Below are 22614 nucleotides of genomic sequence, written 5' to 3' on the forward strand. Positions count from 1 at the left end.
CTTACACCACGATTTCACGAAGCGAAAGGATCAATCATCATCCTGTTGTTGACGAGACTTCAGCTTTGCCCCCGCAATCCGGGCTACCAGATCGGTCAGGCTGTCAATTTCGCTCCATCGGCCACCCTTTTTGGGCAAATCGACAGACGAAGCTGGCAGAACGGCTGAAGAAAAGCCCAGCTTTTCGGCCTCTTTAAGGCGCTGTCCCGTGTGCGACACCGGACGCACGGCACCAGAGAGGCTGATTTCGCCAAAATAGACACAATCGGCAGGCAAGGCGACACCCGCCAGCGACGATACCAGCGCCGACGCAATGGCCATATCTGCCGCAGGTTCATTGATCTTATAGCCACCGGCGACATTGAGATAAACATCATGCTGGCCAAGCCGCACGCCGCAATGGGCCTCCAGCACCGCAAGAATCATGGCAAGACGGCTGGAATCCCAACCGACCACGGCGCGGCGCGGCGTGCCAAGCGCGGTGGCAGCCACCAGCGCCTGCACTTCGACAAGCACGGGGCGTGTGCCCTCCATGCCCGCAAACACGGCGGCACCCGGCGCTTTCTCGTTGCGCTCGCCCAAAAACAACTCGGAAGGGTTGGCCACTTCACGCAAACCGCGATCCGACATCTCGAACACACCGATTTCGTCTGTGGGGCCAAAACGGTTTTTTACCGTGCGCAGGATACGATAATGATGGCCGCGATCACCTTCAAAATACAGCACAGCGTCTACCATATGCTCGACCACGCGCGGACCGGCAATTTGCCCTTCCTTGGTCACATGGCCAACCAGCACCATGGTGGCACCGGTCTGTTTGGCAAAGCGGATCATGGCCTGCACACCAGTGCGCACCTGCGTCACGGTACCGGGTGCCGAATCGGCGGTATCGCTCCACAGCGTCTGAATCGAATCAATAATCACCAGATCGGGGCGCTTGCCCTCGGAAATCGTTGCCAGAATATCTTCCACATTGGTTTCTGCCGCCAAAAGCACATCGGTGTCGGCTGCATCAAGCCTTTGAGCGCGAAGACGCACCTGCGCCACCGCCTCTTCACCCGATACATAGACAATTCGGTGTCCTTTGCGCGCCAAGGCTGCCGCCGCCTGCATCAGCAAGGTCGATTTACCGATACCCGGATCGCCACCAATCAACACAGCCGAGCCACGCACAAAACCACCGCCGGTGGCGCGATCCAGCTCCGATAAGCCAGTCGGAATGCGCGGCGCTTCTTCGATTTCGCCAGACAGAGATGTCAGCGTTACCGGGCGGCCCTTTTTGGGTGTCTTTCCGGGGCCTGCGCCAATGCCACCCATCGGGTCTTCTTCAACAATGGTGTTCCACTCGCCACAGCCATCGCATTTGCCAACCCAGCGGGTGTGGACCGTGCCGCAATTCTGGCAGATAAACTGGGTTTTGGCCTTGGCCATGGGCGCTACAATCCTCCAGAATCGTGAACCGGCAAAAACGGAACAAAAAGTGAATACGCTCTCTCAGTTAGAAGAAACAGCCACCAGATGCAAGCCCCGCCGCGCAGTCTTGTGCGCGCGGAAAGCGCTCACCCACGTCTTGATCCTCGATTTCTTGGATTTCCCCCAGATTTTTACAGGCCCTGTGATCTTGGCGTTGAAAAGAGCTGCAATAGGTGACTTAGGATACCCCTTACGTTAAGAGCACAGAAATCTGAAGGCAGTCTGACGATGCATGGCAATCGTTTAGCGTGTTGAAGCGCTTTACCCGGTTCGAAATGCACTTCGTCTCATGAAACTAAGAAAGCGGCGTAAGCAATGAGAGTTCGCGTGACAATGGTAGGGACCGGCTATGTTGGCCTGGTCAGCGGTGCATGCTTTGCTGAATTGGGTCATGAGGTGATTTGCGTCGACAAGGACGAAAGCAAGATTGCCATGCTGCGCCAGGGCAAAATGCCGATCTATGAACCCGGCCTTGACGAGCTGGTGCAACGCAATGTGCAAGCCGGACGCATTTCATTCAGTACGGATGTGACCGCAAGCGTCAAAGATCGTGACGCGATTTTTATCGCCGTCGGCACCCCCACGGAAAACGGCACCGGCCGCGCCGATTTGAAATATGTTTATGCGGCAGCGGCCGAAATTGCCCAGGCAACCACTGGCTTCACCGTGATTGTCACCAAGTCGACCGTGCCGGTTGGCACCAACAGCCGGGTGTTTGACATCGCCCAGCAAAATGTGTCGCCCGATGCGCGGATCGCGGTTGCCTCCAATCCGGAATTTTTGCGCGAAGGTGCGGCCATCAAGGATTTTCTGGAGCCAGACCGCGTGGTGGTCGGCGTGGAAGATGCCGACGCCGCCGAAATGATGGAGCGGATCTACGCTCCCCTTTTGATGCATGGAAAAGTGCCACTGTTCAAAACCGGCATTCAAACCGCAGAACTGATCAAATATGCCGCCAATGCTTTTCTGGCGGTCAAAATCAGCTTTATCGATGAGATTGCCAATCTCTGCGAAGCCGTGGGCGCCAATGTTGACGATGTTGCGCGCGGCCTCGGCTTTGACAAGCGCATTGGCCAGGGCTTTCTCAACACCGGTCCGGGCTGGGGCGGCTCATGCTTTCCAAAAGACACCCGCGCTCTGATTGCCACCGCATCAGATGCAGGCGTTCGCTCGCTGGTCGTGTCGTCCGCTGTGGAAGCCAACAACACGCGCAAAATGGATATGGTCAGCAAGATTGTCGGTGCTGCTGGCGGTGACGTGAAGAACAAAAAGATCGCGGTTCTGGGTGTCACCTTCAAAGGCCAGACCGATGACATGCGCGAGGGCACAAGCCTCGTTGTGCTGCCCGCCCTTCAGGCCATGGGTGCGCAAGTTGTGGCTTATGATCCGTCTCACCCCCATGAAGCCGCATCGCTCCTGCCGGGCGTGACCATGGTGACATCGCCAAAAGATGCAGCGCAGGACGCCGATATTCTGGTGATCTTGACCGATTGGATGATTTTCAAGGCCTATGATTTCAAGGCAATCGCATCTGTCATGGCCTCACCTGTTCTGGTGGATTTGCGCAACATGCTCAACGCCAATGAAGCCAAACGCAGCGGCTTCACGCACTATGTCTCTTTGGGCCGCGAACAACGCTGATACAAAATGGCCCGCCTTCAAGGCGGGCCAAATTCTTAAACTTATACCAAGAGTCATTGAAAATGACTCTTGGTATTCCTTTTGCAAATATCTCAAGCGTCTGATGCATTTGAGATATTTTCAATATCTTCAAGGTGAGGATGCTCTCGCATCTTCGAGCCTTGGTATTACTGTCCAATCTCTGCCAATTGCCTCAGCAGATATTTGCCGTAATCGCTTTTTCCATAGCGACGGCCCAGCACTTCCAGTTGATTGGCATCGATGAAGCCAAGCCGGAACGCGATTTCCTCAGGACAGGAAATCTTGAAGCCCTGGCGACGCTCAAGCGTTGCCACAAACTCACCCGCTTCCAAAAGACTATCGGGGGTTCCGGTGTCGAGCCAGGCATAACCGCGGCCCATTTTTTCGACATGCAACTGGCCGCGCTCAAGATAGACCTTGTTCACGTCGGTGATTTCCAGCTCGCCACGGGCCGAGGGCTTCATATTGGCAGCAATATCAACCACCTGATGATCGTAGAAATACAGACCGGTCACGGCCCAGTTGGATTTTGGATTTTCCGGCTTTTCCTCAATGGAGGTCGCTTTGCTGTTTTCGTCGAAAGCTACAACGCCATACCGCTGCGGATCATTGACATGGTATGCGAACACCGTCGCACCTTGTTGGCGCGCTATCGCTCCCTTAAAGAGGTCATTGATGCCATGACCATAAAAGATGTTGTCGCCAAGGATCAGACAGGATGGGCTGGAGCCAATGAAGTCGGCACCGATAATATAGGCTTGAGCCAAACCGTCCGGTGACGGCTGCTCGGCATAGCTCAACGAAATGCCCCAGTTCGAGCCATCTCCCAGAAGCCTCTGGAAATTCGGCAGATCATTGGGGGTGGAAATGATCAGAATATCCCGGATCCCGGCCAGCATCAGCGTCGACAGCGGATAATAAATCATCGGCTTATCGTAAACTGGCATCAGCTGCTTGGAGGTGACCAGCGTCATGGGATGCAACCGCGTGCCGCTGCCCCCTGCCAGAATAATGCCCTTCATTGACAGACTCCTCGTTATTTAAATCACTGGCTCTCGGCCAAAAGTTGTTTCACAACATGCTTGGTGGACAACCGCCAATCAGGAAGCGTGACACCATGAATCTTTGCCAATTTGCTGCAATCCAATCTGGAATTTGCCGGGCGGCGCGCAGGCGTGGGATAGGCGCTTGAGGGAATGCGGCCAACCAAAGCATGAACGCCGCCTTGCAACTTTGAAAGACGGAAAATTTCCGTGGCAAAATCTGCCCAGCTCCCCTCACCGGTGCCACTGAGATGAAACACACCGCGCAGGGCTGCATCGTTTGACGCCAACAAATTGCGACCAACCGCGAGAACAGCATCGGCAATATCCAGCGCGGAGGTCGGATTGCCAATCTGATCATCGACAACATTCAGCTCATCGCGGGTTTCGGCCAGACGCAGCATGGTGCGCAAAAAATTCTTGCCATAGGGGCTATAGACCCAAGCAGTGCGCAAAATGGCATAATCGCTGGTGTTTGCCGCCACCTGCTGCTCACCGGCAAGCTTGCTGCGGCCATAGACTCCAAGCGGCGCAACCGGATCGCTCTCGTTATACGGGCCCGTTTTGCTGCCATCGAACACGTAATCGGTGGAAATGTGGATGAGTGGCACACCGAGCGCCTTCGCAACCCGCGCAAGTTCGGCGGGTCCATCAGCGTTGACGGCAAAAGCCGCCGCTTCATCGCTCTCGGCCTGATCCACCGCTGTATAGGCAGCGGCAGAAACAATCAGATCTGGCTTTGCGGCACGAAGAGCGCTCTCAATGGTTTGCGGTTGGCCCAGATCCAGCGCGGGGCGACCAAGCGGGATGATCTCAACAGCGGCGTCAGCCTTTGCCTGCTCAACCAGAGACTGAACAACCTGCCCGGCAACGCCGGTGACCACGTAGCGCTTCACATCGCTCATTTGCTGGCACCTGCCTTCAAAAGGCCAAGCCGCGTGCCGTCATAGCCTTTGCGCAACGGTGCCCACCACCATTCGTTTTCGAGATACCACTTGACGGTCTTCTCAATGCCGGTGTCAAAATTTTCCAAAGCCTTCCAGCCAAGCTCCGTTTCCAGCTTGGTGGCATCGATGGCGTAACGCGCATCATGACCCGGACGGTCGGTCACATATTGGATCAGGTTTTCATGCGGGCGGCCAGCGGGGTGCAATTCATCCATCAACTGGCAAACGCGCTTGACCACATCAATGTTGCGGCGCTCGTTGCGTCCGCCGACATTATAGGTTTCGCCAATCCGGCCACGCTCGGCAATAATGTCCAGTGCACGGGCGTGGTCTTCCACATAAAGCCAGTCGCGAATATTGACGCCATTGCCATAGACCGGCAAAGGCTTGCCTTCCAGCGCATTGATAATCATCAATGGAATCAGCTTTTCAGGGAAATGGAACGGGCCGTAATTGTTCGAACAGTTGGAAACAACAATCGGCATGCCGTAGGTGCGCTCCCACGCCTTGGCCAAATGGTCGGACGCCGCCTTGGAGGCTGAATAAGGCGAGCTTGGATCGTAAGGTGTGGTCTCGGTGAACAGGCCGTCGTCGCCCAGCGATCCATAAACTTCATCGGTCGACACATGCAAAAACCGAAAGCGCGCCTTGGCCTCGCCGTCCAGCGCCTGCCAATAGGCACGGGCACATTCCAGCATGGTGAACGAGCCAAGCACGTTGGTCTCAACAAAATCCTTTGCGCCGGTGATGGAGCGGTCAACATGGCTTTCTGCGGCCAGATGCATGACGCGATCGGGCTTGAAGTTCGAAAAGGCTTCAGAAATCGCCTGCCCGTCGCAAATATCGGCCTTCAAAAACCGATAGAGCGGATTGCCTTCGAGCATATTCACAGAGGTCAAGGTGCCGGCATAAGTCAGCTTATCGACATTGAGAACATCGTAACCCTTATCGACAACCAGATGGCGCACAACGGCCGATCCAATAAACCCTGCGCCACCGGTAACAAGAACCCGCATTTTCACTCACCCTCTAAAACCATGTTGCCCGGCATCTACTCTCTCATTCCTGAAACAGGAATGAATGAGAAGTAGAGGCAGCAAATTCCACGTATGACGAAGCCGTGTCTCTCAAAAGAGTCACGGCGCTTTTACAATCCTCAGGCCTGATAGACAAAATTGGCGTCAAGATCACTGAGTTTTGGCTGTTTTTGGTCTTTATCCGACAAAATAGCCTGCCCCTCCACCACAGGCCAATCAATGCCAATAGCAGGATCGTTCCACAGCAATCCACGATCATTTTCGGGGCTATAATAGTCCGTGACCTTGTAGCTGATCACCGTATTGGGCTTCAACGTGCAAAAACCATGGGCAAAACCCGGCGGCACCCAGAGTTGGCAACCATTTTCCTGCGATAGCTCAGCCGTGACAAATTGGCCGTAAGTGGGCGAACCCTTGCGGATATCAACAGCGACATCCAGCAAGGCACCGGCAGCACAAGAGACCAATTTGCCTTGCGCCTTGGGATTCAGCTGAAAATGCAAGCCTCGCACCGTACCCACTTCAGCCGAGAAAGACTGATTGTCCTGAACAAAGTGGAAATCACCCACCTCGCGCTGAAACAGGTTTTCCCGAAATGTCTCAACAAAATAGCCACGCGCATCACCAAATCGTTTTGGCGTGATCAGAAATACGCCCGAAATTTTTGTTGTCTCAAACTGCATCGGTCTTCCTTTGGCATTCTTATTTTTTGAGGCATTAGCGTTTTTGAACGTAACAAGCACAACAGCCGCAAACACACAAGATGCAAACAGCCCAAAACACTGAGGTCACGACGCCCCACTGATCAACAAGCCATTAGATCGGCGCTCCCTCCAGCACCGTTGAAAACGGTACGAAAGCGGCAGAGCAATCCATGTCATCGGCGGGCATGCCATCCATCAGATTTGTGACTTTAAAGCGAGTCGCACTATCCGGTTTCAGCGCATCGGCAAAGCTGACCGGCCCGAGTCCAAGAGTGATATTGGCATAGCTTGGCTTGTCATTGGCCGAAATTTGCGGTGAGCCAAGAATGACAGGCTGCTTGCCTTCAAATTGAACCGTATCGAGCGTTAACCCAAGCGGCAGATATTGGCCATCCTGTTGAAGGCCGCGAAACACGAGATAGCCGCCGCCGTAGGCTTTGCTGCCCATATATTTGAAGTTTCGCACCGTAACCCCCGAAAAGTCGGGCAGCAGATTTCCCTGTTTGTCGGAATAGTGCGTATCGAAGATCATCGGATAGCGCGTGTTGCGCATACAGACGTCACCATAGATAACGTTGGAGACTTTGCCGCCTCTGGAGGAATCGGATTTGATGCGCAGGCCATTGCCGTTGGGGCTGTCAAAACCATCCATCACCAAATCGTAGATGGAGATGTCCTCAACCCCGGAATTGGTTTCCGATCCGATAGAGAGACCGTGCCCATAATAAAAATGGTTATGAGCAAAGGTCATCTGGGTCGATGGTTTTTTGCCACCGGCCTTGATGGCAACATGGTCGTCGCCTGTACTGATATAGCTGTAGGCCAATAGCACGCGTGAGGATTGTCCGGGATCGAAACCATCGGTGTTTTTAACCGTGTCAGGCGTAAAGCACGTCGCGGGCGTCAGCTTGTCGGGCGTTGAGCCCTCCGGGCAAGCATAGCCCGGCTCGGTATAGACGGCGCTGGGCGTCAGAATCTTGATGCCCCAGGCCAAAAGGCCATCCAAACCATCACTGACGACATGAAAATTCGGGCTGTTCATCAAGGTGATGTCATGCAGCGTAAAATCTGCCCCGCCGTTGATTTGCAACAGCCGAAACGCATGTTGTTTCAAGCCCTGTTTGGATTGCCATGCCACATCCCACCACGAGCGCTTGCCAGCGTTATCGCCCGACAACAGCAGCGAGCCGCCGCGGCCATCAATCCGCCCCTCCCCGACAATGCCAGAGTTTTTGGTCTCCGTGGCCTCAATCAAAGGCTTGCAGGTTTTTTTGCTGGAATCATTGGCGGTGCCACAATCGCTCGCAGTTCCAACGTCGACAATTGCGTAATCTTTCGGATCGCGAGAGGCAAACAGCGTCACACCCTTGTCGATCCATAGCGTAACACCGCTTTTTAAGGTCAATGGCCCAGTGAGAAATGCATCCTTCGTCCCTTCGCCGATAACCAATTTGACGGCACCGGAGGTGCAGGCATTGATTGCGGCCTGCAATCGCTCCTGATCGGGATGGGTCAATTTGCCGTCAGCATCAACAGCGTCCAGCGACCCTTGGGTGGATTGAAGCTCAGCCGTCAGCGTGGTGCAGATCGTGCCGGGATATTGCGGCTCGTTGACAACACCCCATTGAGTGGACACAGGCGGGTCAGCCGCCCAACTGACGACCGGAAAAGCAACAGGCGAAACAGCGAAGAGACCGAGAGCAAAATAAATGGAGCGTTGCTTGGACCATGAGACAATGCGCAGCATGAAATATTCCTTGAAAACCCTTAGACGTCCCTTGGGCGTTTTATCAATTGCCCACTGCATAAGCCAATCCGCAATCGTGTTCAAATGAGGATGGGTTATTGTCATTGCTAAGGCACAGAGAAAAATATTCTTGTAATCTTGCTCTGATCAGCAGGGTTGAACCTCTTGACCAAATCCATCCCCCGCGCCATAAAGCGTGCATGAAAACGAGCACCTGCACCATTTGCTGGATTATTATTCGCTAGCGTATGCGCTGGCCCGGCCGTTTTCGTCTCTTGTAAAAGTCCCAGATGACAAACGCTCGGTCCAGCCGGGTAAAAACACGTCTGGGAGACTGACATGACTGAGGGCCTCAAGCTCTACAACACACTGACGCGCAACAAGGTCGATTTTACCCCCATCGACCCTTCCAACGTGCGCATGTATGTGTGCGGTCCAACGGTGTATGATTTTGCCCATATCGGCAATGCGCGTCCGGTGATTGTGTTTGACGTGCTCTATCGCCTGCTGCGCCACGTCTATGGCGAAAACCATGTGACCTATGCCCGCAACATCACCGATGTGGATGACAAGATCAATGCTCGCGCCTTGCGCGATTTTCCTGATCTTGCGCTCAACGATGCCATTGCCAAGGTGACGCAAAAGACGGCGGACCAATATCACGCCGACGTTGCCCGGCTTGGTTGCTTGCCACCCAATGTGGAGCCACGCGCCACCGACAATATCCCGCAGATGATTGATATCATTGAGGTGCTGATTGCCAAGGGCCATGCCTATGTGGCGGAAGGCGAAGTGCTGTTTGATACCAAGTCGATGGCGGCTTACGGCCAGCTTTCCAAGCGTAACCTGGATGAGCAGCAGGCCGGAGCCCGCATTGCCGTGGACGCCCACAAGAAAAGCCCCGGCGATTTCGTTTTGTGGAAGCTTTCCAGCGATAATGAGCCCGGCTGGGAAAGCCCTTGGGGCCGTGGCCGTCCCGGCTGGCATATCGAATGCTCGGCCATGTCCAAGCGCTATCTCGGTGAAGTGTTCGACATTCACGGCGGCGGCCTGGATCTGATCTTCCCACACCACGAAAACGAAATTGCCCAATCCTGCTGCGCCAACGACACCCACGTGATGGCCAATGTGTGGATGCACAATGGCTTCGTGCAGGTGGAAGGCAAGAAGATGTCCAAATCGGACGGCAATTTTGTCACCATCAACGAGTTGCTGGACACCGACACCTTTGGCGGTCGCAAATGGCCGGGCGAAGTGCTGCGCCTTGCGATGTTGATGACCCATTATCGTGAGCCGATTGATTTCTCTATCAAGCGGCTGGAGGAAGCGGAGCGGTTGCTTGCCAAATGGCCAAGCGCCGAGGCCGGTGATGCGACACCGGATCAAAGCGTGTTGGACGCGCTGGCCGATGATCTGAATACGGTTGCAGCGGTACAGGCTCTTCATGCGCTGGCCGGTGCTGCCAATGCGGATGCATCCATGCTGCCATCATTTGCAGCCAGTGCGGCGCTGCTCGGCGTTCTGCCCCAAAAGGCCGACGTGAGCGACGATCTCTCTGCCGCTATCGACGCCCTTGTGCAAATGCGCCTTGAAATGCTCAAGAGCAAAAATTTTGCTGAGGCCGACAAAATCCGCGATGATCTGCTGACCAAAGGCATTCAACTCAAGGACGGTAAGGATAAAGACACCGGCGAGCGCGTGACCACGTGGGAGGTCAAACGGTAACAATGTTGGCGTTGGCGCAAGGTTATACCCCCCTCTGCCCTGCCGGGCATCTCCCCCACAAGGGGGGAGATTGGGATGCTGCGCCGCCGTCAATTCTATTGGAACTTTGTCTTTGTGGTGAACGGCCTATTTTAGAGACTGCGGTAACGTCTTGGTCGATCTCCCCCCTTGTGGGGGAGATGTCCGGCAGGACAGAGGGGGGTATCTCCACACGCAAAAGCACCCTTGAGTTGAGCAACTATAAAGGTCATTCTCCCGAACAGTGTCACCTGACCTGGACCATACGCTTGCCACATACACCAATTCCCCCGCAACGCCGAGCCAACGCAAAACGTATGCGCCATGCAATGACGGAAGCCGAATTAAAACTCTGGAACGCCATTCGCGCTCATCGCCTCATGGGCCTCAGCTTTCGCCGTCAATTTCCAATTGCCAATTATATCGTTGATTTCGCTTGTCCATCACACCGACTGATTATCGAAATTGATGGAGCGCAACACGCAAGTGATGAGAACCAAAACTATGATCAAACTCGAACAGAGAGACTAGAAGCAGACGGTTGGACAGTTATCCGTTTCTGGAACGATGATGTTCTGAAGGACATCGATAACACCTGCCTTCACATTCTCACGCTTTTAGGGAGAGCACTGGCATGACCACACCCACCTATTCCGGCGGCTGCCAATGTGGAGCCATTCGTTTCCGCGCCAAAGGCGTGCTGAATGACAGCTCCATCTGCCATTGCCGCATGTGTCAGAAGGCATTTGGCGGCTATTATGCGCCGCTGGTGTCTGTGCGCGGTGTTGATTTTGAGTGGACCCGCGGCGAGCGGAAGATGTTTCGCTCCAGCAATGTCGTGTCGCGCGGTTTTTGTGGCGATTGCGGCACACCGCTAACCTATGAAGCCCCGGATGGCATGGCCGTTGCTGCCGGTGCCTTTGACGACCCTGCCGCCCTGCACCCGATCAAACAATTCGGTACCGAGGGAAAAATCGGCTTTGTCGATCATCTGCATGAATTGCCGGGCCACCCAACCAAAGATGATCTGGAGGACGCGCCTTTCCTGAACGGCCTAACCTCTTATCAGCACCCTGACCATGATACCGATACATGGCCGGCACCAAACGGAGCAAAATCATGAGCGAGATTTTTTCGGGCGGCTGCCAATGTGGCGCAGTGCGGTTCCAGGCGGCAAAGCTGGGGCGGCCTTCGATCTGCCACTGTCGCATGTGCCAAAAGCAGTTTGGCGGCTTTTTCGGTGCGCTTGTGACCGCAGATCAGGCCCATCTGACATGGACGCGCGGCCAGCCAAAACTGTTTCGCTCATCCGCCAAGGTCAAGCGCGGCTTTTGTGAAAAATGCGGCACACCGCTGACCTATCAACACGCGGAAGGTGTCGAGCTTGCGATTGGTGCCTTTGATAATCCGGCGGCCTTTGAGCCTGCCATTCAGGTGAAGCATGAAAAGCGCCTGCCATGGATCGATACGCTGTTTGAAAAGCCAGTTTTCACAAGTCCTGAGCAGGAAGCCAAATGGGATGCGGTTGAGAGCTGGCAGCACCCGGATTTTGACACCACCGTTTGGCCCGTGGAAGAATGACCATGACATCAGATTTACGCAGCTTCTACCCCGAAATTGAACCCTTTGAGAGCGGTTTTCTCGATGTTGGCGATGGGCATGTGATCTATTGGGAGCGGGTTGGCACCAAAGGGGCCAAGCCTGCGGTGTTTTTGCATGGTGGCCCCGGCGGCGGCGTCACGCCCGCGCAGCGGCGGGTGTTTGATCCGGCCCTCTATGATGTAATCCTGTTTGATCAGCGCGGCTGCGGAAAATCCACGCCCCATGCGCATTTGGAGGCCAACACCACATGGCATCTGGTGGCCGATATCGAGCGCTTGCGTGCCATGATGGGTGTGGAGCAATGGCTGGTGTTTGGCGGCTCATGGGGTTCAACGCTGGCCTTGGCCTATGCCGAAACCCATCCAGAGCGGGTGAGTGAATTGGTGTTGCGCGGTATTTATACCTGCACCAAGGCCGAGCTGGACTGGTATTACCAGTTTGGTGTTTCGCAGATGTATCCCGACCGCTGGGAAAAATTCATTGCGCCCATCCCAGAAGATGAGCGTCATGACATGATGGCGGCCTACCACCGGCGTTTGACGGGTGATGATGCGGCTGTGCAGTTGGAATGTGCCCGCGCCTGGAGCCAATGGGAAGGGGCGACCATTTCGCTCATTCCCGATCTTCAGCAGATCGAAAATTTCGGCGAGGATCATTACGCCATTGCCTTTGCGCGGCTGGAAAATCATTTCTTCACCAACAAGGTCTGGATGGAAGATGGGCAATTGCTGCAAAATGCCCATAAGCTGTCCGGCATTCCCGGCGTCATCGTGCATGGCCGCTACGATATGCCCTGCCCGCTGCATTACGCATGGACCCTCGCTAAGGCTTGGCCCGATGCCGATTTGCACATCGTTGAGGCCGCAGGCCATGCCATGAGTGAGCCGGGCATACTCGACCAGTTGATCCGCGCCACCGACCGCTTTGCCGGGAAAAATCAATAATGTTCATTGCGGATGCTACCCCCCTCTGCCTTGCCAGGCATCTCCCCCTCAAGGGGGGAGATCAGCCAGACCAAAACGCCCACGATACAGGGGCTTCATCTTTCCGATTCCTCTATCCAAGCGCAGGGGTCAAAAGAGAATGGCGCAGGTTCGGCATATCAATCTCCCCCCTTGAGGGGGAGATGTCCGGCAGGACAGAGGGGGGTATAACTGCAAAATTCAAGGCCTTTGGGAGGCACCCATGACACGCGAAAAAATCACCCTGTTTGACACCACCCTGCGTGACGGTCAGCAGACACCCGGCATTGATTTTTCCGTAGAAGATAAAATCTCGATTGCCGCCATGCTGGATGATTTCGGGCTGGATTATATCGAGGGTGGCTATCCCGGTGCCAACCCAACGGATACGGCATTTTTTACAAAGAAACGCACCCATCGCGCCCGTTTCACCGCCTTTGGCATGACCAAACGCGCGGGCATTTCCGCCTCCAACGATCCGGGTTTGAATGCACTTATTCAATCCAACAGCGATGCCATCTGTCTTGTGGCAAAAAGCTGGGATTACCATGTGAAAGTGGCGCTCGGCTGCACCAATGAAGAAAACCTCGATGCCATCCACGACAGCGTGAAAGCCGTGGTGGAGGCAGGCAAGGAAGCGCTGGTCGATTGCGAGCATTTCTTTGATGGCTATAAGGCCAATGCCGCTTATGCCGTGGCCTGCGCCAAGACCGCCTATGAAGCCGGTGCCCGCTGGGTGGTGCTGTGCGACACCAATGGCGGCACGCAGCCGCCGGAAATCCGCGCCATTGTCTCGGCCTTGATTGAGGCCGGTGTTCCCGGCTCAGCACTTGGCATCCACGCTCATAACGATACCGGACAAGCGGTTGCCAATTCGCTGGCAGCAGTTGAAGCCGGTGTGCGCCAGATTCAGGGCACGCTCAACGGCATTGGCGAGCGCTGTGGCAATGCCGATCTGACCACCATCATTCCCACGCTGGTGCTCAAAGATACCTATGCGGACCGGTTTGAGACCACCATTGATCGCGAAAAGCTGGTGGAGCTGACCCGGCTATCCCACGCCTTTGATGAGCTTTTAAACCGCTCGCCCAACCATCAGGCTCCCTATGTCGGAGCCTCCGCTTTTGCGACCAAAGCCGGTATCCATGCCTCGGCGCTTTTGAAAGACCCCAAGACCTATGAGCATGTGGAGCCGGGCAGCGTTGGTAATTTCCGAAAAGTCATGGTGTCGGATCAGGGCGGCAAGGCCAATTTCATCAATGAGCTGAAGCGACGCGGCATCTCCGTTGCCAAGGATGATCCCAAGCTGGATCGGTTGATCGAAATCGTCAAGGAGCGCGAAGCCACCGGCTATGCCTATGAAGGCGCCGATGGTAGTTTTGAGCTTTTGGCCCATCGCACACTCGGCACCGTGCCGGAGTTTTTTGCCGTCGAGAGCTTTCGAGTGATGGTGGAGCGCCGCTTTGACAGCAATGGCAATCTGAAAACCGTCTCTGAAGCCGTGGTCAAAATGGTGATTGACGGCCAGACTGTGATGTCGGTCGCCGAAGGCGACGGCCCGGTCAATGCGCTTGACATTGCGCTTCGCAAGGATCTTGGCAAATTCCAGAGCGAAATTGACGATCTGGAACTGGCGGATTTCAAGGTGCGGATCCTCAACGGCGGCACATCGGCCATCACCCGCGTGCTGATTGAATCCACAGATGCCACGGGTGCGCGCTGGTGGACGGTGGGTGTGTCCGAAAATATCATCGATGCGTCATTTCAGGCGCTGATGGATGCCATCGTCTATAAACTGATGAAAAATCGGCAGCTTGCTGGCCAGATCGCCGCTGAATAACACCGATTTCGCTCTTCCATCTCACAGATTGGTGGATGGTTCAAAGAAATGAATTTGTCTTATCCGGTCCCGGCGCTTACCCGATAAGCCATAAAAAAATAGGGATCGGAAACACCATGGCAACCGTTACACCTCCAGCCGCGGACAATCGCGACGCTCTTCGCGGTTTTCTGTTTGCGCTCACGGCCTATATCATGTGGGGCTTTCTGCCCTTTTACATGAAAGCCGTTGCCCATATTCCACCCAGCGAGGTCATTTCCCATCGCATTCTGTGGTCCGTGCCGGTGGCGGGTGGGCTGCTTTTGGTCCTGCGCCGCACCGCAGATTTGAAACGCGCGTTGCGCAACCCTAAAATGATTGGCATGGCGGCCATCACGGCCTGCCTGATCAGCATCAACTGGGGCATTTATGTCTGGGCAATTGGCGCGGGCCATGCGCTGGATACCGCTCTTGGCTATTTCATCAATCCGCTGTTTTCGATTCTTCTTGGCGCTGTTTTGCTCAAGGAAAAATTGAAGCCCGCACAGATGGCCGCTCTCGCTCTTGTTATACTGGCTGTGGTGATTTTGACGGTCGAAAATGGCCGCCTGCCAATTGTTGCCCTGAGCCTTACCCTGTCCTGGGGCCTCTATGCACTGTTTCGCAAAACTCTGCCGATTGGCCCCAATCAGGGCTTTTTGCTGGAAGTGCTGCTGCTGGCTCCCTTTGCACTGGCCTATCTGGTGTATCTGATTGTCACCGGGCAATCGCATTTTGGCGGCACTGCTGGCGATACCGCGCTGTTGGCAGGCAGCGGCCTGATTACCGCCGTTCCGCTTATTCTCTACGCCAATGGCGCGAAATTGCTGAAACTGTCCACCATTGGCATCATGCAATATATTGCGCCCAGTATGATTTTCCTGATCGCCGTTTTTGTGTTTGGCGAACCTATGGGCACAGCGAGAGGCATTGCTTTTCCGCTGATCTGGACAGCGCTGGTGATCTACACGCTGCCCATGCTCAAGCGCAGATGATTACATCTTGGACACCACAGATGCATCCCCCTCGGGTGCGTCTGTCTCTGCCCATCGATCCATGATCATCGGAATGATATGCTCGATATCATCGATCACCATGGGCTGAACCCGGTGCGCGGTGTGCACAAAGCCCTCATCGGTCATGTGCCCCAGAAGATCCAGCATCGGCTTCCAGAAATCGTTGATGTTGGCGAAAACCATCGGCTTTTCGTGGCGGCCAAGCTGGCCCCAGGTCATGATTTCCACGATTTCTTCCAGCGTGCCAATGCCGCCCGGAAGCGTCACAAAGGCGTCGGCGCGCTCAAACATCTTGTGTTTGCGCTGGTGCATATCCTGCGTGATAATCAACTCGCTCAAATCGCCGAGGGAATCATGGGTGGCTTCCATATCCATCAAAAATTCCGGAATAATGCCGGTGACATGGCCGCCGCTGTCCAGCACACCTTTTGCCACGGCCCCCATGATGCCTTTGGTGCCACCACCATAAACAAGCGAAAGACCATGGGCCGCAATGGATTGGCCAAGGGCGCGGCCCGCCGCCATGTAAGCCGGATCACGCCCCGGCCTTGAGCCGCAATAAACACAAATGGATCGAATCGTAGAGATATTTTTCGTCATGGCTGTAAATGACAACGACAATCCGTTCCGGTCAACAAAATTGACGAATAGTCTTGGATGGTGATGGGCAAAGGCCTTACACTGCTTGTTAAAAGCGCTGGGAAACGCTAGCAATTCCAATGGATATGGCGGAATTTTCCGCGTGGAGATTTTTGATTATGAAAAACCGTGCCGGTTGGCTGGCTTTGGGCGTGCTTGCCATTGCGACAATATTGATGGTGTTTTTCGTGCTTCCGCAGCTTCGCGGAACTAATCAAACGGCAGAAAAGCCGCAAGCTCAAGCACCTGCGCAAGTGCCACAGACAACGGCTGCCAAACCTGAAGCCGCGGTCGCAGACGATCAGGTCGCGAGCGGCAAGATGAAGCGGCTTTCCACTGAAGCCGAAAAATCGGTGGCAGCGCTTGAAGCTCTTTTTGCCGACCAGAAGATCCCAGAAGCCAGTGTCTATGCTTCCAGCCGCCTGGCTGCCATGACCGCACTCAAGGCATTGGCCGAGATCGACATTCCAACCAGTCTCGAAGCCAATTTGGCCGATAGTATGACCAAGGCCAAGGCAATGGCCTCCAAGGCGCTGCAACTTCTCATTAAGCTACCCTCCGCGCCCGAGGATGCAGCAGGCATGATTGTCAATATTGGTCGCGCCCTGCATGGTGAACCTGAACTGGCAGCAAAAGATGACGGCAAACCGAAATTTGGCGTGTTGCGTGTTGAAAAAGACGGCTCGACCGTGATCGCTGGCAATGCCGCACCGGGCACCAAGCTGGATGTTCTCGATGGCGACAAAACCATCGCCACCACAACGGTTTCGCCCAATGGTGATTTCGCCATTGTGCTCGACAAGCCTTTGACACCCGGTGACCATGTTCTGGATCTGCAATCGACCAGCCAGGACGGCAAGGTCGTGAGATCACAGGAACAGGCGACCATTTCGGTTCCTGATCGCCAAAATGGCGATGTCTTGGCCATGGTCAGCAAACCCGGCGAAGCCAGCCGCCTGATGACAGTGCCAAAAGGCACCGCAGAGGGAGCAGAAGAAAAGGTTAATGCCGATAAACAGGGGCGCGTTCCGGCTGAAACAAAAGATACGACACCACCTGTGCCATCCACGGCACCTCCTGCGCCAACGCCACCGGTAGCCCCCGCCGATGCTGCCGCAGCACCAAATGCCGCAGCACAAAACGAGCAGCTGCAAATCACAGCCGTGGAACTTGAGGGCGACAAGATATTTGTAGCTGGCACTGCGCCTAAAAACAGCAGTGTGACGGCCTATGCCGACGGCAAACAAATTGGCTCTTCCGACGTTGATGGCAAGGGTCACTTCGTGGTCGAGGGCGAAATGGCGATTTCCGTCGGTCAGCACATTATCAGTGTCGATCTGAAAGATGCCAACGGCAAGGTAACATTGCGGGCTTCGGTTCCATTCAATCGCCCGGCAGGTGATCAGGTGTCAGTTGTTGCGCCTGAAAAACAGCCGGAATCCGCGGGCAGTCCTGTCAGTGCCGCATCCGTCGACAGCAATCTGTTTGATCGCCAGCGCGACACATTGGCAAAGTCCTTTGCACTTCTGAGCAATCTTTTTGCCGACGGGAAAACCCCATCGCTTGAAAGTCTGGCAGCGTCGCGCTCGGCGTTGGAATTTGCTCTGAAAGCCGTTGCAGATTTCAGGCCCACGCCCAGCACCAATGCTGCGGACACAAGCTTCATGATGCGCATGGCCGAAAATGCCGGCAAGGCGCAGGCTGCTTTGAAAAAGGTGGAGCCAGCATCGGTGAAAAGCATGGCGGCTGCCCTGCCAGAGCTTGGCAAACTGGTCCAGGCTGCGCTGGAACCCATGCCAAATGCCGCACAGGTGGCAGCGGCGCAGACCGCGACACCCACAGACGGCTCTGCACCACCGACGATTTCGCAAGAGCCGCTTGAGCCAAGCAGCAACACGGTTATCATCCGTCGCGGTGATACATTGTGGCAGATCTCACGGCGCGTCTATGGTCAGGGTGTGCGCTACACCACGATTTACATGGCCAATGCAGAGCAAATCACCAATCCAGACCTGATTGAGCCCGGCCAGACCTTTACCGTGCCTGACAAGGCACTGCCGGAAAGCGAAGCTGAAGCTATCCATCGCAAATGGATGGAGCGGCATAAGCACTGACACGTGCTTCAAAAGCGTTGATTGAAAACCAGCGCTTTGCTCCTTATATTATGCAAATACCATTGAGGCGGCCTTTCAGGCCGCTTCTTCTTTTCGGCCCCCTCAGGGTCTGCCGGCCAGTTTCTTTGTGTCGGCATGTCAGCAGGAACAAGCAGCATGCATCAGAAGGTCAAAACGGTCTCTCCGGACTCCGGCAATCCGTGGCATACGATCCGCAATCTCTGGCCTTATATGTGGCCAGCCGAGCGCACTGATCTGAAATTACGGGTGGTGTGGGCCAGTATTTTTCTGGTGCTGGCCAAGGCTGTATTGATGTTCGTTCCCTATTTTTTCAAATGGGCAACCGATGCCTTGAACGGCAAAATGGATGCAAGCGGGCTGTTGCCAGCCTTCATGCTCTCGGCTGTGATGCTTGTTCTGGCCTATAATCTGGCCCGTATTCTGCAATGGGGCCTCAATCAGCTGCGCGATGCGCTGTTTGCCAGTGTTGGTCAATATGCGGTGCGCAGGCTGGCCTACAAGACTTTTGTGCACATGCATCAGCTGTCTTTGCGCTTTCATCTTGAGCGCAAAACCGGCGGTCTATCGCGCATTATTGAGCGCGGCACCAAGGGCATTGAAACCATTGTCCGCTATACCATCCTCAACTCCATTCCAACTGTGCTCGAATTTGCACTGACGGCTGGAATCTTCTGGTGGGGCTATGGTTTTTCCTATCTCGCCGTGACCGCTATCACCGTGGTTGTCTACTGTTGGTATACGGTCAAAGCCTCCGATTGGCGCATTGGCATTCGCCGCGCCATGAACACCAGCGACACCGATGCCAATGTTAAAGCGATCGATTCGCTTTTGAATTTCGAAACCGTCAAATATTTCGGCAATGAACAAATGGAAGCGCGGCGCTTTGACGCCTCCATGGCGCGCTATGAAAAAGCCGCAACTCAGGTCTGGACATCCTTAGGCTGGCTCAACTTCGGCCAAGGGCTTATTTTTGGCATCGGCATGACGGTGATGCTGGCCATGTCGGCCATGGCGGTGCAGCGTGGCGAGCAGACCATTGGCGATTTCGTGTTTGTCAACGCTCTGCTGTTGCAGCTCTCTGTGCCTTTGAATTTCATTGGCATGCTTTATCGCGAAATTCGCCAAGGATTGACCGATATTGAGCAAATGTTTGACCTTCTCGCAGTTGAGCCGGAGGTGCGCGATGCGGCTGATGCCGTGCCGCTGACGATCGACAAGGGCGCGATCGTGTTTGACAATGTTCACTTCGCCTATGATCCCGCCCGCCCGATCCTCAAAGGCGTGTCCTTCACCGTGCCGGCTGGCAAGACGGTGGCGGTGGTGGGGCCTTCCGGCGCTGGCAAATCGACGATTTCGCGTCTGCTCTATCGGTTTTACGACGTGCAAAGCGGCTCTATCAGCGTTGATGGGCAGGATGTGCGCGCAATCACGCAAACCTCCTTGCGCAGCGCCATCGGCATGGTGCCCCAAGATACGGTGCTGTTTAACGATACCATCGCCTATAATATTCGCTATGGGCGGCCCGATGCCACACAAGAGCAGATCGAGGCGGCGGCCGATATTGCGCAAATCAGCCGCTCGATCAAAGATCTGCCACAGGGCTATGACACAATGGTGGGTGAGCGTGGCCTGAAACTGTCTGGCGGTGAAAAGCAGCGCGTGGCCATTGCCCGCACGGTTTTGAAAGCACCACCGATTCTCATTCTGGATGAAGCAACATCGGCGCTGGACACCACCACCGAGCAGGAAATTCAGGCAGCGCTTGATGTGGTATCGCAAAACAGAACCACGTTGGTCATTGCCCATCGCCTGTCCACGGTGATTGGTGCTGACGAAATCATTGTGCTGAAAGCCGGAGAGATTGCCGAGCGTGGCACGCACGCGCAGCTTCTGGAGCAAAACGGTCTTTACGCCTCGATGTGGAACCGCCAGCGCGAGGCTATTCAGGCCGAAGAACAGTTGCGTCTGGTGCGCGAGAGCGATGAATTAGGCGTGGTCACCCGGCTTCCGCCCGCAGTATGATACCAAGGCTCGAAGACCAAGTATCATTTTCAATGAATCCTGGTCTGAGGCCAAAAACGGCATCGCCATTGCCCCGAGCGCCGTTTCGGGGTAGTCAGCTTAGCTTAGTTTGTCAGGAGAAGTCCCACCGATGTCCTTGTTTAATACCATCAGAAACACCATTGTTCCTGTGCACAAGGAGGGCTACCCCTTTGTTGCCGCCTTTTTTGCAGGCTCGCTGGTGCTGGGCTGGCTCTGGGAACCCCTCTTTTGGGTCGGTATGGTTTTGACCCTCTGGTGCGCTTATTTCTTCCGGGATCCAGAGCGTGTGACACCGCAAGATGATGATCTGGTGATCAGCCCGGCAGATGGTCGCGTTTCTTCCATTCAAATGGTCGTGCCACCGGCAGAGCTTAATCTGTCAACCGAGCCGATGCTGCGCATCACCATTTTCATGAACGTGTTTGATTGCCACATCAATCGCGCACCGGTGCGTGGCAAGGTCAACCATGTGGTTTATCGCGAAGGCCAGTTTCTCAATGCGGAACTGGATAAGGCCAGCATCGACAATGAGCGCAACAGTCTGGTGATTGAAAGCCCGCGTGGCAATATTGGCGTGGTGCAGATTGCCGGGCTGGTGGCGCGTCGCATTCTTTGCTGGACAGCGCCTTTCCAGACATTGGAGCCGGGTGAGCGCTTCGGCCTCATTCGTTTCGGCTCCCGTCTGGATGTTTTCCTGCCCGCAGGGGCAGAGCCGCGTGTTTCGCTTGGTCAACGCTCCGTTGGCGGCGAAACGGTGATTGCAGAATATGGCTCCGCCAAGGGCCCGGTCATCAGCCGCCGCAGCTAAGAGGTCTGGCACTGTCCGGTTCAGGTTGAACCGGACAGATTTCTTATTTTCGTTTGTCTTTTCGAGAAAAGCAGAAATTTTGCATGAGCAATGACACAGAACAGCCGCAAGACCTTCATGCGAAAGAGGTGCACGCGCAGGACGTGAACGACGCCTCCCGCGGTCCGCGCCTGCGCGAGATTCCGCTGCGGCTGATGGTGCCAAACCTGATCACGGTTCTGGCCATTTGTGCGGGCCTGACCGGGGTTCGTCTTGCCTTTGAGGCCAAGTTTGAACTGGCCGTCAGCATGGTGCTGGTTGCCGCTTTTCTGGATGGCATTGATGGCCGCGTCGCACGTCTGATGAAGGCCACCTCCAAATTTGGTGCCCAGATGGATTCGCTGGCCGACATCGTCAATTTCGGCGTGGCACCCGGTCTGGTGCTCTATGTGTTTATTCTCGACAAAGCCCATTCGTTTGGCTGGATTGCCGCTTTGGTCTTTGCCATTTCCGCAGGCCTCCGGCTGGCCCGTTTCAATGTCATGGAAGAAAGTGCGGCAAAAGCACCGTGGCAGAAGGAATATTTCGTCGGTGTGCCGGCCCCCGCTGGCGCACTTTTGGTGATGCTGCCGATTTACTTGAGCTTTCTGGGTGTGGACGCCACGCCGGGGTTTGCTTTTGCCTCGGCGGGCTACACTATGTTGATCGCATTTTTGCTGATCAGCCGCCTCCCCGTCTGGTCTGGTAAATCAGAAAAAAAGGTGCGCCGCGATCTCGTCCTGCCCCTGACAATTGGTGTTGTTCTCTATGTTGCACTGTTGATGAGCTATACGTGGGAGGTGTTGTCCGCCACCGTTATCATCTATCTGATGACACTGCCGTTTGGAGCGCGCGCCTGGAGACGCAAATACGGCACCTTGACGATCAATGAAGAGGCGGACAACCACAATGCGTCGGGTATGGACCGGGGCCTTTAGAGTTTGTCAGGGAAAAGTGGAATCCGGTTTTCCCGAATAGACAAACGAAAACACGGGAATCGAGAGTCTGTCTGGTTCAATTTGAACCTGACAGATTCTACTGCATAAGTCCTTAAATCGGAATCGATTTAAGGTGAAAATTATGCAGCAGATTTAAAGTGTTACAGCGTCCTTTGTTCGCCATATTTGGCGCACGGCGCTGTAGGGCGGTGGCATGGCGCAATCCGTTCACAAAAGTC

Annotated in this window: 19 protein-coding genes; 12 read left to right on the forward strand and 7 right to left on the reverse strand. The window is 55.0% G+C overall.

Features of this window, described 5'->3' with window-relative positions; genetic code table 11:
* Positions 1–30 precede the first annotated feature (30 nt).
* Positions 31–1431 carry a DNA repair protein RadA gene (gene radA, locus E6C51_RS06600; protein WP_190235398.1) on the reverse strand — a complete coding sequence of 467 codons (1401 nt, stop codon included), beginning with the start codon at positions 1429–1431 and terminating at the stop codon, positions 31–33.
* Between the two features lie 375 nt (positions 1432–1806).
* On the opposite strand from radA, the gene E6C51_RS06605 reads away from it, so the two are divergent.
* Positions 1807–3114: a UDP-glucose dehydrogenase family protein gene (locus E6C51_RS06605; protein ID WP_275893027.1), complete on the forward strand. Its 1308-nt coding sequence runs from the start codon at positions 1807–1809 to the stop codon at positions 3112–3114.
* Positions 3115–3281: 167 nt separating this feature from the next.
* Here E6C51_RS06605 and rfbA read toward each other — a convergent pair whose 3' ends face one another.
* The 5 genes from rfbA to E6C51_RS06630 form a co-directional block, all read right to left on the reverse strand.
* Positions 3282–4157, reverse strand: a complete 876-nt coding sequence (gene rfbA, locus E6C51_RS06610) for a glucose-1-phosphate thymidylyltransferase RfbA (protein WP_146928514.1) — start codon at positions 4155–4157, stop codon at positions 3282–3284.
* 23 nt (positions 4158–4180) lie between these two features.
* Positions 4181–5083, reverse strand: coding sequence for a dTDP-4-dehydrorhamnose reductase (gene rfbD / locus E6C51_RS06615; RefSeq protein WP_190235399.1), 903 nt, complete (start codon positions 5081–5083; stop codon positions 4181–4183).
* Positions 5080–6141: a dTDP-glucose 4,6-dehydratase gene (gene rfbB, locus E6C51_RS06620; RefSeq protein ID WP_190235400.1), complete on the reverse strand. Its 1062-nt coding sequence runs from the start codon at positions 6139–6141 to the stop codon at positions 5080–5082. The genes rfbD and rfbB overlap by 4 nt, the downstream gene beginning before the upstream one ends.
* Positions 6142–6281: 140 nt before the next feature.
* Complete coding sequence (gene rfbC, locus E6C51_RS06625; protein ID WP_190235401.1) at positions 6282–6845, reverse strand: dTDP-4-dehydrorhamnose 3,5-epimerase; 564 nt, start codon at positions 6843–6845, stop codon at positions 6282–6284.
* A gap of 133 nt (positions 6846–6978) precedes the next feature.
* Complete coding sequence (locus E6C51_RS06630; RefSeq protein ID WP_230987079.1) at positions 6979–8673, reverse strand: glycoside hydrolase family 28 protein; 1695 nt, start codon at positions 8671–8673, stop codon at positions 6979–6981.
* Positions 8674–8952: 279 nt separating this feature from the next.
* Here E6C51_RS06630 and cysS point away from each other — a divergent pair, with 279 nt between their 5' ends.
* From cysS to rarD, 7 genes are all read left to right on the forward strand, one after another.
* Positions 8953–10338 (forward strand): cysteine--tRNA ligase, encoded by a 1386-nt coding sequence (cysS, locus tag E6C51_RS06635; RefSeq protein WP_190235402.1) that lies wholly within the window; start codon positions 8953–8955, stop codon positions 10336–10338.
* 287 nt (positions 10339–10625) lie between these two features.
* Positions 10626–10994 carry an endonuclease domain-containing protein gene (locus E6C51_RS06640; RefSeq protein ID WP_190235403.1) on the forward strand — a complete coding sequence of 123 codons (369 nt, stop codon included), beginning with the start codon at positions 10626–10628 and terminating at the stop codon, positions 10992–10994.
* Complete coding sequence (locus E6C51_RS06645) at positions 10991–11479, forward strand: GFA family protein (protein WP_190235404.1); 489 nt, start codon at positions 10991–10993, stop codon at positions 11477–11479. Before E6C51_RS06640 ends, E6C51_RS06645 begins: the two co-directional genes overlap by 4 nt.
* Positions 11476–11937: a GFA family protein gene (locus E6C51_RS06650; RefSeq protein WP_190235405.1), complete on the forward strand. Its 462-nt coding sequence runs from the start codon at positions 11476–11478 to the stop codon at positions 11935–11937. The genes E6C51_RS06645 and E6C51_RS06650 overlap by 4 nt, the downstream gene beginning before the upstream one ends.
* 2 nt (positions 11938–11939) lie before the next feature.
* On the forward strand, positions 11940–12902 hold the full coding sequence (pip, locus tag E6C51_RS06655; RefSeq protein ID WP_190235406.1) for a prolyl aminopeptidase: 963 nt from the start codon (positions 11940–11942) through the stop codon (positions 12900–12902).
* 241 nt (positions 12903–13143) lie between these two features.
* On the forward strand, positions 13144–14760 hold the full coding sequence (cimA, locus tag E6C51_RS06660) for a citramalate synthase (protein ID WP_190235407.1): 1617 nt from the start codon (positions 13144–13146) through the stop codon (positions 14758–14760).
* Positions 14761–14876: 116 nt separating this feature from the next.
* On the forward strand, positions 14877–15773 hold the full coding sequence (gene rarD, locus E6C51_RS06665; protein WP_190235408.1) for an EamA family transporter RarD: 897 nt from the start codon (positions 14877–14879) through the stop codon (positions 15771–15773).
* Here rarD and E6C51_RS06670 read toward each other — a convergent pair whose 3' ends face one another.
* On the reverse strand, positions 15774–16394 hold the full coding sequence (locus E6C51_RS06670; RefSeq protein ID WP_146928483.1) for an LOG family protein: 621 nt from the start codon (positions 16392–16394) through the stop codon (positions 15774–15776). It lies immediately after the preceding gene.
* A 158-nt stretch (positions 16395–16552) separates the two neighbouring features.
* Here E6C51_RS06670 and E6C51_RS06675 point away from each other — a divergent pair, with 158 nt between their 5' ends.
* The 4 genes from E6C51_RS06675 (at position 16553) to E6C51_RS06690 (ending at position 22375) form a co-directional block, all read left to right on the forward strand.
* Positions 16553–18547: an Ig-like domain-containing protein gene (locus E6C51_RS06675; RefSeq protein ID WP_190235409.1), complete on the forward strand. Its 1995-nt coding sequence runs from the start codon at positions 16553–16555 to the stop codon at positions 18545–18547.
* Positions 18548–18703: 156 nt separating this feature from the next.
* Positions 18704–20590: an ABCB family ABC transporter ATP-binding protein/permease gene (locus tag E6C51_RS06680; RefSeq protein WP_190235410.1), complete on the forward strand. Its 1887-nt coding sequence runs from the start codon at positions 18704–18706 to the stop codon at positions 20588–20590.
* 130 nt (positions 20591–20720) lie between these two features.
* Positions 20721–21419 carry a phosphatidylserine decarboxylase gene (locus E6C51_RS06685; protein WP_146928474.1) on the forward strand — a complete coding sequence of 233 codons (699 nt, stop codon included), beginning with the start codon at positions 20721–20723 and terminating at the stop codon, positions 21417–21419.
* An 83-nt stretch (positions 21420–21502) separates the two neighbouring features.
* On the forward strand, positions 21503–22375 hold the full coding sequence (locus tag E6C51_RS06690; RefSeq protein WP_146928470.1) for a CDP-alcohol phosphatidyltransferase family protein: 873 nt from the start codon (positions 21503–21505) through the stop codon (positions 22373–22375).
* Positions 22376–22614 lie beyond the last annotated feature (239 nt).

This window comes from Gillisella terrae, from assembly GCF_004801395.1.
Taxonomy (GTDB): domain Bacteria; phylum Pseudomonadota; class Alphaproteobacteria; order Rhizobiales; family Rhizobiaceae; genus Allorhizobium; species Allorhizobium terrae.